The 17,666-nt window shown below is 29.2% G+C and carries 16 protein-coding genes; 15 read left to right on the top strand and 1 reads right to left on the bottom strand.

The genetic code is table 11. The annotated features are described in order from the left end of the window. The first annotated feature begins 18 nt into the window (after positions 1–18). Complete coding sequence (locus B3N22_RS05490; RefSeq protein ID WP_286905333.1) at positions 19–1,629, top strand: putative polysaccharide biosynthesis protein; 1,611 nt, start codon at positions 19–21, stop codon at positions 1,627–1,629. A 90-nt stretch (positions 1,630–1,719) separates the two neighbouring features. Here the strand turns inward: B3N22_RS05490 and spoVB are convergent, their stop codons facing one another. After that, a complete protein-coding gene (spoVB, locus tag B3N22_RS05485) occupies positions 1,720–3,225 on the bottom strand; it encodes a stage V sporulation protein B (protein ID WP_286905332.1) in 1,506 nt (501 codons plus the stop codon). 134 nt (positions 3,226–3,359) lie between these two features. Here spoVB and B3N22_RS05480 point away from each other — a divergent pair, with 134 nt between their 5' ends. From B3N22_RS05480 to B3N22_RS05415, 14 genes are all read left to right on the top strand, one after another. Next, positions 3,360–4,643, top strand: a complete 1,284-nt coding sequence (locus B3N22_RS05480; protein WP_286905331.1) for a PQQ-dependent sugar dehydrogenase family protein — start codon at positions 3,360–3,362, stop codon at positions 4,641–4,643. Between the two features lies 1 nt (position 4,644). After that, complete coding sequence (locus B3N22_RS05475) at positions 4,645–5,364, top strand: zinc dependent phospholipase C family protein (RefSeq protein ID WP_286905330.1); 720 nt, start codon at positions 4,645–4,647, stop codon at positions 5,362–5,364. Between the two features lie 63 nt (positions 5,365–5,427). Then, positions 5,428–6,027, top strand: coding sequence for a hypothetical protein (locus B3N22_RS05470; protein ID WP_286905329.1), 600 nt, complete (start codon positions 5,428–5,430; stop codon positions 6,025–6,027). After that, a complete protein-coding gene (locus tag B3N22_RS05465; RefSeq protein ID WP_286905328.1) occupies positions 5,933–7,636 on the top strand; it encodes a B12-binding domain-containing radical SAM protein in 1,704 nt (567 codons plus the stop codon). The genes B3N22_RS05470 and B3N22_RS05465 overlap by 95 nt, the downstream gene beginning before the upstream one ends. Before the next feature lie 237 nt (positions 7,637–7,873). Then, entirely contained in the window at positions 7,874–8,188 is a 315-nt protein-coding gene (locus tag B3N22_RS05460) for a hypothetical protein (protein WP_286905327.1), read from the top strand. 9 nt (positions 8,189–8,197) lie between these two features. Further along, positions 8,198–9,235: a V-type ATPase subunit gene (locus B3N22_RS05455; protein ID WP_286905326.1), complete on the top strand. Its 1,038-nt coding sequence runs from the start codon at positions 8,198–8,200 to the stop codon at positions 9,233–9,235. 15 nt (positions 9,236–9,250) lie between these two features. After that, complete coding sequence (locus B3N22_RS05450; protein WP_286905325.1) at positions 9,251–11,218, top strand: V-type ATP synthase subunit I; 1,968 nt, start codon at positions 9,251–9,253, stop codon at positions 11,216–11,218. A 32-nt stretch (positions 11,219–11,250) separates the two neighbouring features. Continuing rightward, positions 11,251–11,676, top strand: a complete 426-nt coding sequence (locus tag B3N22_RS05445) for an ATP synthase subunit C (RefSeq protein ID WP_021802852.1) — start codon at positions 11,251–11,253, stop codon at positions 11,674–11,676. A 73-nt stretch (positions 11,677–11,749) separates the two neighbouring features. Further along, entirely contained in the window at positions 11,750–12,058 is a 309-nt protein-coding gene (locus B3N22_RS05440; protein ID WP_286905324.1) for a V-type ATP synthase subunit F, read from the top strand. An 11-nt stretch (positions 12,059–12,069) separates the two neighbouring features. Then, the gene (locus tag B3N22_RS05435) at positions 12,070–12,681 is read left to right on the top strand and encodes a V-type ATP synthase subunit E (RefSeq protein ID WP_286905323.1); all 612 of its coding nucleotides are present in this window, start codon (positions 12,070–12,072) and stop codon (positions 12,679–12,681) included. A gap of 11 nt (positions 12,682–12,692) precedes the next feature. After that, positions 12,693–14,450: a V-type ATP synthase subunit A gene (locus B3N22_RS05430; protein ID WP_286905322.1), complete on the top strand. Its 1,758-nt coding sequence runs from the start codon at positions 12,693–12,695 to the stop codon at positions 14,448–14,450. Positions 14,451–14,462: 12 nt separating this feature from the next. Then, positions 14,463–15,845, top strand: coding sequence for a V-type ATP synthase subunit B (locus B3N22_RS05425; protein ID WP_073017766.1), 1,383 nt, complete (start codon positions 14,463–14,465; stop codon positions 15,843–15,845). A gap of 1 nt (position 15,846) precedes the next feature. Beyond that, positions 15,847–16,467, top strand: a complete 621-nt coding sequence (locus tag B3N22_RS05420; protein ID WP_286905321.1) for a V-type ATP synthase subunit D — start codon at positions 15,847–15,849, stop codon at positions 16,465–16,467. Between the two features lie 213 nt (positions 16,468–16,680). Further along, positions 16,681–17,634 carry an MraY family glycosyltransferase gene (locus B3N22_RS05415; RefSeq protein ID WP_286905320.1) on the top strand — a complete coding sequence of 318 codons (954 nt, stop codon included), beginning with the start codon at positions 16,681–16,683 and terminating at the stop codon, positions 17,632–17,634. The last annotated feature ends 32 nt before the right edge of the window (positions 17,635–17,666 follow it).

Below are 17,666 nucleotides of genomic sequence, written 5' to 3'. Positions count from 1 at the left end.
TAAGATAGGGGTTTTCTTATGAAAGAACAATCAACAACTAAAGGCTTTGCCATATTATCTATAGCAGGGCTTTTAGTTAAGATTTTATCTATATTATATGTTCCTTTTTTAATTGGAATTATAGATGATGCTGCATATGGTGTATATAGTAAAACTTACGAGGTTTTTGTTTTTATATATGCTGTATCTAACACTGGGATGCAGGTTGCCGTATGTAAGATAGTGGCGGAACTTAGAGCGTTAGGAAGAGAACGAGATGCAATAAGGGCTTTTAAGCTATCTAGAAAAATGCTTTTAATAATAGGAAGTATATTTACTATTATATTATTTGTTTTTGCAAGACCTATAGCTGAATTAAGCAAAAGCCCTGGGGTAACTTATGGACTTATGGTTTTATCACCTACAATAGTTATAACATCTGTTCTTGTGAGTTATAGAGGATATTTTAATGGAAGAAACAGTATGGATTCCCTTGCTATATCTCAAGTATTAGAGCAAATTATAAATGTAATTGTAAGTTTAATTTTTGCATCTATACTAATAAAGAGCTCTCCAGAGCTCGGAAGTGCAGGAGCAACAGTAGGTACATCAGTAGGTGCATTAATAGCTTGCATATATCTAGTAATAATATTCAAAAGAAAAAGATTTATAGATGAAGCATCAAAACAGCCTTATACTGGAAGACGTATATCTGACAAAAAAATAATGAAAAGAATACTTAGATATGGTTTGCCTATAACTTTAAGTGCTGGGTTAGCCAATTTTGGCTCAATGATAGACATGTTTAATGTAAGTTCTAGATTGGGAGTTCTTGGATATACAGATGAATATCAAAATGTTCTATATGGGCTATTGAGCAGATATAAGACTTTAGTAAATGTTCCACTTATCTTTATTATCTCTTTAGGGGCAGCATTACTTCCTGCTATATCTAGGTCTGTAGTTTTAAAAGATAAGAAGGAGCTTAAGAGAAAAGTAAGTTTTGCATTTAGAATGACCTATGGTATAACAATCCCTGCGGCTTTTGGCTTAGCAGTTCTTTATAATGAGATATATAAATCTTTTTATAATAATTTAACAGGTAGTATGCTTATGCTGTATGGTTCAGGAGTAGTTGTTTTAATGGCTTTAAATCAGATACAATCTACTATGCTTCAAGGAGTTAATAAATTTAGTTTCTTAATATTAAGTTTTGGGACAGGAATAGTAGCTAAAATAATAGTTAACTATGTGTTAGTTGGAATTCCAAGTATAAATATTTATGGAGCAATAGTTGGAGGATTTGCATGTTACTTATTCCCGGTTATTCTAAATCAAATGAAGTTACAAAAGACTATTAAAGTCAAAATACCCCTTATAAGAACTGCAATTAAACCAACAGTTTCAGCGATAGGAATGTCAATAAGTATTATGATAACAAGATTATTACTTACTGCAATATTGCCAAGCTGGTTTATGGAGAGAAGAATATTTATGATTATTTTAACCTTCACTTATATAATGGTTGGGGTAGTTACCTATGCATATATGATGATATTTACAAAAGGCATAAGAAGAAAAGAAATAGAAGATATGTCACCAAGAATATATGGTAAAATACCTTCTTTCATGAGAAAACATTTAAAATAGAAAAGACTATAGTATTAGCTTTAAAAAGTTAGCACTATAGTCTTTTTTGTTACTATAGGAAAGCCACACAAAAGGGGTGCTGGCTATTGTTTAATCTTCTCCAAGTCGCCTGCTTGCAAATAGTAAAAATATAAATAAAGCACCTATTAGAGCCATAACAATTAGATTTTTAATAAATATTGTATCTGCGCTGAAAAGATTAAGTAATAATCCAATACTCAGATATGCTAGAATTCCTATAAATATATAAATTAGTATGTTTATATAAGAAAATTCTAAGCTAATAACTTTATTTACTTCTCTTAAGTTTATTGTTAATCCTATAGCAGAAGTTATAACAGCTGTAATAGCTATTCCATAAATATTTATAGAAGGTATAGAGGTTAAAATAAATAAAGAGCTTATTTCAACTATTTCAATTATTAAAGAATTTCTAACTATTATACCTTGTTTCCCTAAACCATTTAATATTCCAAACATGCTTATGGCTGGGAATAAAATTGGGGTTGCAAATGATGCTGCTTTAATATAAGAACCGAGATCATTTCTAGTAAAAAACATATACCCAAGAGAATCAGGAATAAGCTGGCAGAGTATAAAAGTACATAATCCTAAAAGAAAAGCAATTTTAATTACTTGCTTTATTCGATTAGAAGCATTGAAATAGTCTTTACTTCCCATGGTTTGTGATAAATCAGGAATTAAAAGTGAATTAATAGATGAAATAACTATTATGGGAAAAGTAACAATAACAAAGGCCATTCCATTAAATTTACCTATCATAGCTAATGCTTCAGAATAAGTAAGTCCAGAAGCCATAAGTCTCCGGGGTACTATCAATGTAGATGTTGTACTAAATATTGAAGTCAGAAAACTATTTAAAGCTAATGGAAGAGATATTATTAAAACATCAAACAATAGTTGAGGTCTTCTTTCTGTTTTTGTATATACTTTAGGTATATTACGTATGGTGTGTTTATAATAAATAAAAAGAAGTATAAGGCTTTGTAATTCTCCAATACATAAAGAAAAATATGCAACAGTAACTAGTGCAGAAAGACTTTTAGCCTTTAGGAAATATATTAATGAAGCCAAGATAAATATTCTTAAAGCTTTTTCTAAAATATCAATAAAAGATGGTATAGAAATTTTTGAAACTCCAAAGAAATATCCTTTAAGTATGTTTGAAACTGCAATGAAAAACATCGCAGGACAAGTAACTCTTATAGCATTTATAGTTCTTGAATCATTTACCCCATAGGCACCTATATACGGAGCAAAGAAAAACACCACAATACTAATTATCGCAGCCCATATTAAATTAAAAAAAGCCACTGTTCTTAAAGTTTTAATTAGATTGCCATAATCATTTTTGCTACTATAAAGTGCAGATATTTTTGAAATAGCAGCTATAATACCGGCAGTCATTAAACCTATAAAAAGATTATATATAGGCATAACAAGACCATATAAACCAACACCTTCTGGTCCTAAAACCTTTGATAAATATATTGAAAAAATAAAACCTAAAACTCCAGTTGCAATATTGGAGGAGGTTAGTATGAATGAATTTTTGTAAAATGAGTTGCTTTTCAAAAAGTATCCCTCCTTTGAACATTAATAATTACTATTCTGAATTATTGTTAAATATAACCATGATGAAAGCTTTTGTAATTATTATTACTTTACCTAAATATAAATAAATAGAGGTTGTATTAGGGGGAGTGAGTGTGAAGAAATTTTTAGGTTTTGTGGCATTATCATGTGTTATTACAATAGGAGCGTTTATAGCATATAATTTATCTAAAGATAAAGTTAAGTTAGATGTAATGAAAGGATATGAATATGATATTAAAGCTAAAGGCTTAAATGGAGCTAAAGATATATCCATAGATGAGGAGGGTAATGTATTAGTAGCCTTCGAAAATGAAGTCAGAACTATAAGATCTGATGGCAAAGAAAATAAAATTTTACTAAATCGTAATAGAAATATACAATCTATTATGTATAATAAAGGTAATATATTTTATATATCAGGGAATTCTCTATTTCAATATAATATTAAAACAGAAGAGGATAAAGAGCTATTATCAAACTTACCTAATTCAGGAGAGTACCCAAATAGTAAACTAGCAATAAATGAAGATAAAATATATATTTCTATAGGTGCAGCAACTAATTCTGGGGTAGCTGAAGATGGGAAAACCTATGATTTATCTCCAATAAAAATAACCTTAAAAGGAAAGAATTTTGATGGAGACAAAACAGGAGCTTTCGTTGAATATGGCACTAAAACTTCAGAGGGTCAGGTTGTGAAAGCCGCTTATCCTGGTAACGCATCTATAATTACTTACAATATAAATAATAGTAAAAGTGAGCTGTTTGCATGGGGAATAAGAAATATAAAAGGCTGGGATTTTTATTCTTCAGGTGAGTTATTTGGAATAGTAGGAGGAATGGAAAACAGAGGCTTAAGACCTATAAAAAGTGACGTAGACTATATTTATAATATAAAAAAAGGATATTGGTACGGATGGCCAGACTATAGTGGTGGAGATCCAGTTAATTCTGCTAGATTTAATGAAGCTGAAAGTGAAAAAACTACATTTATATTGGATAAACATCCTACAGTAAATCCAGAAGCACCTTTTTACCAAAGTGAGAGAATAGATAGCCTACAGGCTTTAACTATAGATAAACAGGGCGATTTTTCAAGTGAAAATGCAATACTTTTCTTTGATAAAAACGAAAAAAGGCTATTTAGTTTAACTAAGGATAGAATTTCAAGTAGTTTGGTTAATATTAAGGGGAATGGAGAGATTATTGATATAGAAAAATTCAAGGATAGAATTTTTATGCTTGAGAAAAATGAAGGAATAATATATGAAGTTTATAAAGAAAATAAATTAATAAACACATTTTCTCAAAGATTACTGATTTCAATAATAAGCATATTACTGATTTTTATAATAACGATAATAATAAAGGTTAATTTAACTAAAGAGGTGAAATAAGATGGTAAAGAGAATAGAGAATGCATATGGGAAAATGATTAGAGGTGTATTTTTTGCAGTAAATCCAATAAAGAAAATAGCAGTAAAAACTACATGCATAATCCATAAGTTTATAAATGTTCAGAGCATACAAATATTGCACAATCATGGGGAAGTAGAAGCTTGGAAGTTTTACAAAAAAAATATAAAAGCGTTAAATGCAGGCGTTACATGGGCAGATGGAGATTTTAAGAGTAGTAATCACTTTTTTCACTACAAAAAAGAAAAAGGATTATATGGATTTTCTAATGCTTTAGCAGAGTGTGAGAAATATTATAAATTATCTTTAGATCACTTAAAAAAAGATGAAATGGATAAGGCATTATTCTTTTTAGGGGCAGCTTGTCATTTGGTTCAAGACTCTACTGTACCACATCATGTTAATAATAAGTTATTAAAAAAACATAGGGAATTCGAATTATGGATAATATCTAGACTCTTTAATGATTATGATTTTACAGAAGAAAAAGGGATAATAGAGTATAAAACTGTAAGGGAATATATAAAAGAAAATGCTCTTTATGCCTATGGGGTTCATGAAGAATATAATAATATTTTGGAAAAAGAAGAAAGATATTATAGTATAGCATTGAAAATATTATCTAGAGCGCAACAAAGTACAGCAGGTTTTCTTTTAGATTATTATAATAAAAACTTTTTAGAGAAAAATTCTTCCAATTAAGGAGGGATTTTTTTTTATTTATAGAATACTAAATGGTATATAATGTAAAATAGGTGGGGTTTTATGAATAAAATAATTGTTTTAAATATGAATGATGTTAACTTTGAAGGAAATATTTTAGATGTTGGAGGAGAAAATTACGGAATAATATATAATATTAAAAAGTTTTTAGATGATGAAGTAGCTGTAGATTATGTGGATGATTCTAAAGCTATGGGAACTTTTGAATATGATACTTGCGTATTATTTTTTTCCTTAAGTAAAATAAATACACAAAAAGAACGAGAGAATATGTTAAATGAAATATATCCCCTTATTAAAGAAGAGGGTGAAATATTTTTATGGGATATGATAAAATATAAAAATCAAATATATAAAAATAAATTAAGAGTTATACTTCCAGGAGATAAGATTAAGGAGTTTATTTTAAGGGATATTAACTTCTTAAAGGAATGGGGAGAAGAAGACGGGAAAAAAACACTTGAAAAATACTTTGAAATACAAGAAACTAAAGTATGGGAAGATGTTTACTATATAAAGGCTAAGAAACGGAAAGGAAGTAATACAAATGAAGATACTATTGCTAGCAATAAACTCTCAATTCATTCACAGCAATCTAGCAGTGAGATACCTGAGATCTTTTACACAGGACTTAAATTATGAGGCAGTAATAAAAGAAGTTACTATAAATGATAGAGCTGAAAATATATTAAAAGAGATAATTAAGGAAAAACCAGATGTTGTAGCTTTTTCAGCATATATATGGAATTTAGAGTATGTAGAGAGATTAACTGAACTTATAAAAAGAGTTGATGAAAATATAGAAATACTATATGGTGGGCCAGAAGTATCTTATGATAGCGAAGGTTTCTTTCAAAACAATAAAGTGGACTACATAATATCAGGAGAAGGGGAAGAAACTTATAGAGATTTTGTTTTATATAAATTAGGAGAGTTACCTTTAAGTAAAATAAAAGGCTTATATTTCAAAAAAGATGGAGAAGTTTATTTTAATGGGGAAAGAAAGCTTATGAATATGAATGACATAATATTTCCCTATTCTGATGAAGATAATCTTGAAGATAAGATGGTGTATTACGAAGCTAGTAGAGGGTGTCCATTTTCTTGCAAATATTGCTTAAGTTCTACTATTCATGGCGTAAGATTTTTAGATACTGAAAGAGTTAAAAAAGAATTGCAATTTTTTATGGATAAAAAGGTTAGGTTAGTTAAATTTGTAGATAGAACATTTAACTGCAATCATAAATTTGTTATGGAGATTTGGAGTTTTTTAATTAATTCAGATACTAAGACAAGATTTCATTTTGAGGTATCAGCAGATATATTAAAAGATGATGAGATAAAGCTTTTAAACACAGCACCAAAAGGAAGATTTCAACTAGAGGTTGGAGTTCAAACCACTAATCCACAAATATTAAAAAATATAAATAGGACAATAACCTTTGAAGATATTAAGGAGAAGGTAGTTGAAATAAAAAAAGGAGATAATATTCATCAACATTTAGACCTAATAGCAGGACTATCAGGAGAAGATTATGAATCCTTTAAAAAATCCTTTAATGATGTATATAACCTTGGAGTTGAAATGGTACAGCTAGGGTTTTTAAAACTTTTAAGAGGGTCAGATATGAGAATTGAAGCAGAGGAATGGGGTATTGAATATTCACCTTATCCTCCATATGAAGTTTTAAAGACATCATACATAAATTATTTTGAGTTATTAGAACTTAAAAAAATAGATGAGATGGTTGATAAGTACAATAATTCAGGAAAGTTTTCAAATATATTAAAATATCTAATACCTAAATTTGAAACTCCTTTTGATTTTTTTAAAGAGCTCGGAAACTTCTTTGAAGAAAAAGGATATTTTAATAGAAATATAGGAAGTGTAGAATATTACAAGGTGTTTTTAGATTTTTATAATGAAAAAATGCAAGATAAAGAAGAAAGAATTTTGAAGGAAATAGTAAAATATGATTATTTGTGTTTTAATAAAAAGAGGTGGCTGCCTGATTTTCTTATAAGAGAAGTTAATAAAGATTTAGAAAAAAATATAAAGGAAGCTAAACGAAACAAAATAATTGAGTTAGATTATGATAGTTATCATGTAGAAAAGTTTAGTATAGATATAATTGGTTTTGTTAATAATGATGTAGTAAAAGAAGAGGATTGTTATTTGATTTTTGATGAAAGAGATTTTAATAATTTTATAGATGTTACTAAAATTATTAAAGAGAAAGATTTAATATAATAAAAAAGCTCTGTTTCTTATTTAGTAGGAACAGAGCTTTTTTACGAAAATTCTTAATAAGATGAATTTTCAGTAAATTATATTAAAATACTTTGAATTTTTGTATAAACTACAATTTATATCGCAATTGCTTCAATATAGTATAAAGATCAGATTTGGACAGAGGTGCTAAAAGTCATTATAATATACATAAATGTATATTATAAGCAGAGATATAAAATCAAGGAGGTCAATAATTTGGAGTTTGTAATGAATAAAATTATTAGTATTGACAAAGATGCTGAAACTTATCGCCAAGGAATAGAGAAACTATTGATAGAAAAAGAGATGGAATTAGAAAAAAATATTAATGAACTTAGGCAAGAGTGGGCAATTGAAGAAAAGAAAATACGAGAGGATATAATGAAGGAGAAACTTGGGGTTGCAGAGGAAAAGGCAAAGTCAATTTCTAAAGAAAAAGAAGAATCTATAGAATTAATTAAAAATAAATATGCTGAGACCTCTGATCAAATAGTAAATGAAGTTTTTCTAAAGATAATTAATTCATTATGAGGCAATGATATGGGGAATATAGTTAAATTTAGTGCTGTAAATTCAAAGATAAAGACCTTAAAAGGAAAAATGTTAAAGAAGAATCAGTATTATCAGCTGCTTAATAGCAAAGGGTTTAAAGATGTATTAACCATTTTAAAAGAAAATACTTATTATGGAGAAGTGTTGAAACAGTATGATCTCGACAAAATAAATAGAGGGGAATTAGAAATAATTTTATATAGACATTATGTATCTATACATAATAAATTTATTAGTTACTTTAGTGGAGAATACAGAAAATTCATTAAGAATCTTTTTTTGAAGTGGGAAATAGAGGACTTAAAAATAATAATTAGAGGGAAGTATATAGGTAGATCTAAAGAAGAAATAGAGAGGACTTTGATAGCTAGAAGTTCTTTGAGCACTTTAGATTACTCATATCTACTAGATTCAAAAGACTTAAATGTGCTGATTGAACGATTAAAAGAGACTATTTATTATAAAAGTATAAAAAATCTTATAAAAGATATAGATGTGAATGGATTATTTAGAATTGAAACTGAATTAGATTTTATCTATTTTTCTAATATAAGAAAAGAACTTAAACATTTGGATAAAGAAAATAGAGAAGTTATAGATGAAATAATAGGTCTAGAGGGTGATCTTTTAAATTTAAGCTGGATTTATAGAGGGAAAAAGTTCTTCAATTTAAGTTCAGAAGAGCTTTTTAATTATACTATTTATGATGGGTTTAAGCTTTCGAAAGAGAAGATTAAACTTTTATGTTATGCAAAAAACGGAGAGGAGTTTCATGATATTATAAAAAACACAAAATATGGGTATATTTACGAGCAAGATGAGACTAAAACTATTGAGAAAAGAGAAAGGGAGTATGAAAAAAGATATTATGGTAAGTACTTAAAAGAAAATAAGCAGAATTTTGGAATGCTTATGAGCTATTTAAACCTATACAGGATAGAAATGAAAGATATAGTTTCAATTGTAGAACAAAAGAGATACTATGGGGATAATAATGCTATGAATTATGTTTCAGTAAGCTTGTAATTTGGAGGTGAGGTTTTGGCTATTGAAAAAATGTACATGGCCAATTTGGTTGGAGCTTTTTCTGATTTTGATAAGTTAACTAAGCTTCTAGCGTTAAGTGGATTTATGCAACCTATAAGTGCTTTACAAGAGATAAATACATCAGACTTTTCTTTAAAGACTTCAGAAGATAATATAGAGGCTTTAATTGATGTAGGTTATATAAGACCATATATTTATGACAATGACATTGGAGTAAGTTATAAAAAAGTTAATGAATTATTAGTGAAGCAAAAAGAATATGAAGTTTATAATAAACCAAGTAAAGATATAGAGTTCAATATAAATAAAGTTGAGGAGACTTTTGGGAATATATACACAACTTATGAGATATTAAAAAAGCAATTAGAAGAATTAATAGATAAAAAGCAATATCTAAAGCATACTCATGAGGTTATTGAATTTTTGAAAGATTCATCTATAGTTATAGAAGATTTATATTCCATGAAGAATTTTAAAGTTGGATTATATAAGGTTAAAAATGAAAATATGATTAAACTTAAAGCTAACTATGAGAATATACCTTCAGTAATCCAAAGTATTTGTAAACAGAAAGATTTCACTATATTTATATCGTTTACTCCATTATTATTAGTGATTGAGGCAGAGCGAATTTTTAAATCTGCTAATTGTGAGGAAATAGAAATTCCTAATCATTATGAAGGTACACCTAGCGAAGTTTTAGAAATTATAAACAATGAGATGAATAGTGTAAACTCATCTATAAGAGATATAGAAACTGGACTAAAAGACTTTTTTAAGACCAATCATAAAATTATAGGGGTTTTAAAAAATAGTTACGAGCTTGAGCTTAAAGCAGGAGAAATAAAAAAAATGTCAGCTTGTACACAGGAGTTCTTTTATACTTCTGGGTGGATACCTAAAAGCAATATAAAGGACTTGGAAAAGATTTTAGAAGGATTTGGAGAAAAAATATTAGTAATAATAAAAAATACAAATGAGCTTAACAATGAAAATATTATTCCACCTACAAAGTTAAAGAACAATAGATTTATAAGACCATTTCAAAGTATAGTAGGAATGTATGGGGTACCTAATTACCATGAGATAGATCCTACCTTATTTTTAGCTATAACTTATACATTGATGTTTGGGGCTATGTTTGGAGATGTAGGTCAGGGAATGGTGCTATTTATAGCAGGGATATATTTAAGAATTAAGCTAAAAAGAGTTAATTTGGGAGGGGTATTAGAAACTCTTGGGATCAGCTCCACTATATTTGGATTTTTGTATGGAAGCATATTTGGATCAGAGCATATTATTAATGCAGTACTAATAAGACCTATGGAAGAAATAAACGATATGTTGGTTGCAGCCGTAATTTTTGGGTGTGTATTTTTATTAATCGGGTTTGTACTTGGGATTATTAATAAATTAAAAATAAAAGATATAGAACATGGGATTTTTGGAAAAGAAGGATTGATGGGCTTTATTTTTTATGTTGGAGTACTTCTATTAGTAGCAGATAAATTATCAAATACAAATGTATTACCAACACTTACTGTTATTGTATTTTTAGTTTTGTGCTTGATAGTTATACTTTTAAAACAACCTTTAGCTAATAAGATTACTGGCAAAAAAGTCTTATTTAATGATGGTGCTAAAGATTATTTTATAGAAGCAAGTTTTGAAGTTATAGAAACAATATTATCAATGTTTTCTAATACTGTTTCATTTATAAGAGTAGGAGCTTTTGCTTTAAACCATGTTGGATTATTTGTAGCTTTTTCTGCTATGGCGGAAATGAGCAATAATGGAGCAGCTTCAATTTTAATATTAATACTTGGAAACATAATAATAATAGGACTTGAAGGGCTTATTGTATTTATTCAAGGATTAAGACTTCAATATTATGAACTTTTTGGTAAGTATTATAATGGTGGAGGAATTCTTTTTGAACCTATAGAAGTTAGTTTTAAATAGTGAAAATTTATTATTAGAAGAGGTGTAATTAAATGATAATATTATTGATTTTAACGTTTTGCATAGTAATAGGAACAATAACATATGGAGTTGTCCAACAAGGAAAAGAGGAAATAACAGGGAAAAGCAAGGTTAAAAAAGCACTAAAGGTTAATTTAGGTGTATTTCTACCTGTAATGACCTTTGCGTTAGTGATGAATATACCAACTATAGCTTCAGCAGCAGATGTAGCTACATACAATCCAGCAGCTGGATTAGGTTATATAGCAGCAGGTTTATCAACTGGGCTTGCGACTATTGGAGCTGGTTATGCTGTTGGAGCAGTAGGATCATCTGCCCTTGGGGCTGTATCAGAGGATCCTAAGATATTAGGAAAAACACTAATATACGTGGGTCTTGGAGAAGGAATAGCTATATATGGACTTATAATATCTATAATGATTTTATCAAGAATATAATACACCGCTATTCTGCAGAAGCTTAACTTAGCTTCATTAAATGTTATTTATAAATAAATATTCGAGGTGTGTTATGAGAAGCTTTCTAATTAGTGATAATAGGGATACCCTAATAGGTATGAAGATGGCTGGAATTGATGGAGTAATTATTAAAGAGAGGCAAGAAGTAATAGAAAAAATTGAAGAACTAAAGAAAACTGATGATATAGGAATAATAATAATTACAGAAAAAATCTCACTTATGGTTAATGATTACGTATATAAGTTAAAGTTATCTAAGGATAAACCGCTTATAATTGAAATTCCAGATAGACACGGATCTAATAAAGGACAAGACTCCATATTAAGATACATAAAGGAGTCAATAGGTCTTAAAATTTAGGGGGTATATTTATGACTACAATTGAGGATAAGATAAATTTATTTTCTAAAGTTATATATGATAAGGTCAATGATGAAAAGGAAGAAAAGCTTAAAGCCTTTGATGCGAAAGCTTTGGAAAAAATAACTTTAGAAAAGAAAAAAATAGATGAGCTTAGAAAAGCTATTAAAATTAGCTTAGATAAGAAATACAATATTAAAGCTAATGAAATAATTGCAAAAGAGAAACTTAATAAACAAAAAGCAATATTAGCAATAAAGGAAGAATTAATCAATAATACCTTATCAGAGGTTAAGGCTAGGCTTTTATATTTTATTTCATCTAAAGAATATAAGAATTATTTTATTTCCTTGTTAGTAAGTATTTTTGATGAGCTAGAGGAAGGTAAATATAATCTGATTGTTCTAGATAGGGATTATAAAAGATTTGAGGAAGATATTAAATCTGCTATAAATAAATATTCTCATATAGATATAAAAGTTGAAACATCAAATGAGGAATTTATAGGTGGTGTAATATTAAAAGACGAAAAAGAAACCTTCAAAATTGATAATAGTCTTTATTATAAGTTAGAAGAATGTAAAGAATTTATAGGTATAAAGGTTATGGAAAAGTTAGCGTAGGAGATGGTTTTATGGAAGGTAGAATAATAGGAGTCAATGGTCCTGTTATAAAAGCCGAGGGAATGAAAGGCTTTAAAATGAGAGAAATGGTTACTGTAGGATCAAAAAAATTAATTGGTGAAATAATTATTTTAGAAGAAGATTTTGCGACCATTCAAGTTTATGAAGAAACAGGTGGACTTAAAATAGGTGAAAAAGTGATTTCCACAGGTAATCCACTTTCATTAAAATTAGGACCTGGGTTATTGGGAAGTATTTTTGATGGAATAGAAAGACCATTAGAGAAAATAAATGAAAATTCTGATGGATTTATACCAGAAGGAATAGGGCTTATATCTATAGATGAAGAAAAACTTTGGGAAGTAAAGGTAACAGTTAATATTGGTGATGAGCTGGAAGCAGGTCAAGTGTATGCTGAAATTCAAGAAACACCTTCTATAACCCATAAGTTAATGGTTCCTCCAAATTTACAAGGAAAAGTTAAAGATATAAAACCAAATGGAAAATATAATATAGAAGAGGTAATAGTTACTCTAGAAAATAATGATGGTGTTCATGAACTTAAATTATACCAGCTTTGGCCAGTAAGAAAACCAAGACCTGTTAAAGAGAAGAAGACGATATTTAGACCCTTAATAACAGGTCAAAGAATAATTGATATGTTTTTTCCACTAGCAAAAGGTGGAACCTGTGCTATACCAGGTGGATTTGGAACTGGGAAAACAATGACTCAGCATCAATTAGCTAAATGGTCAGATGCAGATATAATAGTTTATATTGGATGCGGAGAACGTGGAAATGAAATGACTGAGGTATTAGAAGATTTTCCTAAGCTCATAGATCCTAGAACTAATCTTGCACTTATGAATAGAACTATTTTGATAGCGAATACGTCTAATATGCCAGTTGCAGCTAGAGAAGCCAGCATTTATACGGGAATAACTTTAGCTGAGTACTTTAGAGACATGGGTTATCATGTAGCTATTATGGCAGATTCAACATCAAGATGGGCAGAAGCCTTAAGAGAGATTTCAGGAAGACTTGAGGAAATGCCAGCAGAGGAAGGATATCCAGCTTATTTACCTTCAAGAATAGCAGAATTTTATGAGAGAGCAGGATACGTTGATACATTAAATGAAGAAGAAGGGTCAGTAACTGTAATTGGAGCGGTTTCGCCAGCAGGAGGAGATTTCTCAGAGCCAGTTACTCAAAACACCAAACGATTTGTATCAGCCTTTTTAGGTCTTGATAAAAAACTTGCTTATGCAAGACATTATCCAGCTATTAATTGGTTAGCTAGTTATAGTGGATACTTGCCATTACTTAGAGAATGGTATGAAGAAAATGTAGCAGATGATATTTTTAATTTAAGAGCAGATATGCTTAAACTATTGTATGAAGAAGATAAACTTTTGGAAATAGTTAAGTTAGTCGGTGAAGATGTTCTTCCGGATGATCAAAGGCTTATTATAGAAGTTGCTAAAGCTTTAAAGGTAGGATTCCTTCAGCAAAATGCTTATAATGCAGTGGATACCTATGTACCACTAGATAAGCAATATAAAATGCTAAAGGTTATAAATAGTTTTTATAAACAAGGGGTAAAAGCAGTTAAGCTTGGAATACCAATAGCTATAATAATGGACAGAGATCTAATAGAAAGAATATATAAGATGAAATATAACATTCCAAACGATAATTTAAATGAAATAGATGATCTAGAGAACGATATAGCAAATTATATGAATAATCTTATAGCAAAATATAGATAGGAGGAGGATGGAGTGAGGAAAGAGTATTTAACCTTAAATAGAGTTCAAGGACCTTTAATTGTATTATCTAATGTAAAAGATGTTGCTTACGATGAAATTGTAGATATTATAGTTGATGGAAAAGATAAGAAGAAAGGCAAAGTAGTTCAAATTCATAAAGACAAGGCAATAATACAAGTATTTGAATCTACTATTGGTATGTCTGTAGATAATACTTCAGTTCATTTTAGAGGAGAATCACTTAAGATACCACTATCTAAGGATATACTTGGAAGAGAGTTTAATGGGGTAGGAGAATGCAGAGATAAGGGTGGAGAGATATATTCATCTAAGAAGTATGATGTTAATGGAAGACCTATGAATCCTGTAGCAAGAAAGTATCCAAGAGACTATATTCAAACAGGAATATCATCTATTGATTGTTTATCAACCCTTATAAGAGGACAAAAGCTTCCCATTTTCTCGGGAAATGGTATGCAACATAATGAGCTTGCAGCGCAGATTGTTAAGCAAGCTAAGATTTCAGAAGAAAATGAGGATAATTTCTGCATTGTTTTTGGAGCCATGGGAATAAAATACGACGATGCTAACTTCTTTAAGAAAAATTTTGAAGAAGCTGGAGTTCTTGAAAAGGTTGTTATGTTCACTAATTTGGCAGACGACCCTATAGTAGAGAGGATAGTAACACCAAGATGTGCTTTAACTGCTGCTGAATATTTAGCTTTTGAAGAAGGTATGCATGTGCTTGTAATATTAACGGATATAACGAGCTATTGTGAAGCTTTAAGAGAGCTATCATCTTTAAGAGAAGAGGTTCCTAGTAGAAAAGGATATCCAGGATATTTATATTCAGATTTAGCATCTTTATATGAAAGAGCAGGCATGATGATAGGAAAACAAGGCAGTATAACTCAGATACCAATACTTACAATGCCAAATGATGATATAACTCATCCTATACCAGACCTTACTGGATTTATAACAGAGGGCCAGATAGTTTTAAGTAGAGGCATACAGCAAAGAGATATATATCCATCGGTTAATATACTTCCTTCTTTATCAAGGCTTATGAAGGACGGTATAGGAGAAGGTTTTACTAGAGAGGATCATAGTGAGGTTTCTAATCAGATATTTGCAGCATATTCTAAGGTTCAGGATGTAATAGCCTTAGCTCAGGTTATAGGAGAAGAGGAACTTTCAGAACTGGATAAAAACTATATGGAGTTTGGAAGAGTATTTGAAAATAGATTCTTAAAACAAGATTATGATGAAAATAGAGAAATGGAAGAAACCTTAGATTTAGCTTGGCAAGTATTGGGTATATTACCTAGAAAAGAATTAGATAGAGTTTCACCAGATATATTGAATAAATACTATAAAGCTATGGAGAGATGATATGGAAAACTTTGTGCCAACTAAAGCGAATCTAATGGCTGCTAAAAATTCTTTAGAGTTCTCTAAAAAGGGTTTTGAATTACTAGATAAAAAAAGAAATGTTTTGATTAGAGAGATGATGTCATATGTAGCTACAGCGCATGAGTTACAGGAAAAAATAAATATAACTTTTGGAAAAGCATATGAAGCATTGATTGAAGCGAACATCATATCTGGTGTAGTAAACGTTGAAGATATTTCTATGACTGTAGAAGAAGCTAATGACTATGAATTATTATTTAAAAGTGTTATGGGAGTTGAAGTACCTATAATAAATTTTGATAAAAAAGACATAGACCTTAAATATAGCGTTTTTAGAACTGGAGCAGCTATAGATGAGGCTATGAGAGAATTCAATAATGTTAGATATTTAACTTATGAATTAGCGGAAGTTGAAAATGCTGTATACAAATTAGCTATGGAGGTCAAAAAGACTCAAAAGAGAGCTAATGCGCTCCAGAATATACAAATTCCGAAATTCCAAGAGATAGTAAAGTTTGTTACAGAGGTTTTAGAAGAGAAAGATAGGGAAGATTTCTTTAGATTGAAAATTGTAAAAAAGAAACATAAAATAGAATATTAATAACTTATAAAGCATAGAAGAATTTAGACTTTCTATGCTTTTTTGTTTATATTGTAATAATTATTTTAATATTTTTAGGCTAAAAATGTGATATTATAGAAGTGAGTCGGAGGTGCTTTGTTAGAAAATAGTATTAAAGACTGTTTAAGTTGATTATATATATCTCTATAGGATATAATTATGTATAGTTATAAGTTTTAAGGAGACGCATTTATGAAATACGTAATAGCACTAATAAGCACTTTTTTAATCGTGTATTTTATAATACCTTTTTTGATGAAATTATTTGTAAAATATGATTTTTTGGATAAGCCTACTCAGAGAAAAAATCATAGAGAGCCGATTCCTCTTTGTGGTGGAGTAGGTATGTTTATAGGTTTTTTTGTAGTTTATTTTGTAGCTATGGGAAGGAATATAAACAAGGAAAATATAAGTGTTTTTATTGGAGCATTAGCAATACTAATTATAGGGCTAGTTGATGATTACTATAAAACAAGAGGAAAGGAATTTCCTATTTATCCAAGATTTTTGGTTCAAATATTAGCTGCTATATTAGTTTATAATAGCGGGATATCATTTTCTGGATTTACTAATCCAATAACAGGGCAATTTGTACAACTTCATATAGCTTTACAATTTTTATTAACTGTAACCTGGCTATTTGGGGTAACAACAGTTATAAATTGGTCGGATGGAATGGATGGACTTGCAGGTAGTATTTCTACAATATCATCTGTAACGTTGTTTATTGTAGCTCTTGTTATGAATCAAAGTGATTCTGCTATTGTATGTATTATTTTAGTAGGAGCAATACTAGGCTTTTTAAATTATAATAGACATCCAGCAGTGGTTTTTATGGGAGATTCAGGAGCCAACTTTTTAGGTTTTATCTTAGGAATAATAGCTTTAGATGGTGCTTTTAAACAAGCTACTATAATGAGTCTTTTTATACCTATATTAGCATTAGGGGTACCTATATTTGATAATATATTTGTTATATTTAAAAGATATACAGAAGGGAAACCAGTATATCAAGCCGATAGGAGCCAAATTCATTTTAGACTACAAGAAAAAGGTCTTACAACAAATCAGGTTGTGGCATATATATGTGCCATAAGTTTTGTATTAAGTATGTTATCAATAGTATTATTATTTATTAAGATATAAGAGCGACTTGTTCGCTTTTTTGTTTTAAAGCT

Source organism: Clostridium sp. UBA1652, assembly GCF_002320975.1.
In the GTDB taxonomy this organism is placed as follows: domain Bacteria; phylum Bacillota; class Clostridia; order Clostridiales; family Clostridiaceae; genus Clostridium_T; species Clostridium_T intestinale.
This window is presented reverse-complemented; position numbering and strand designations above follow the sequence as displayed.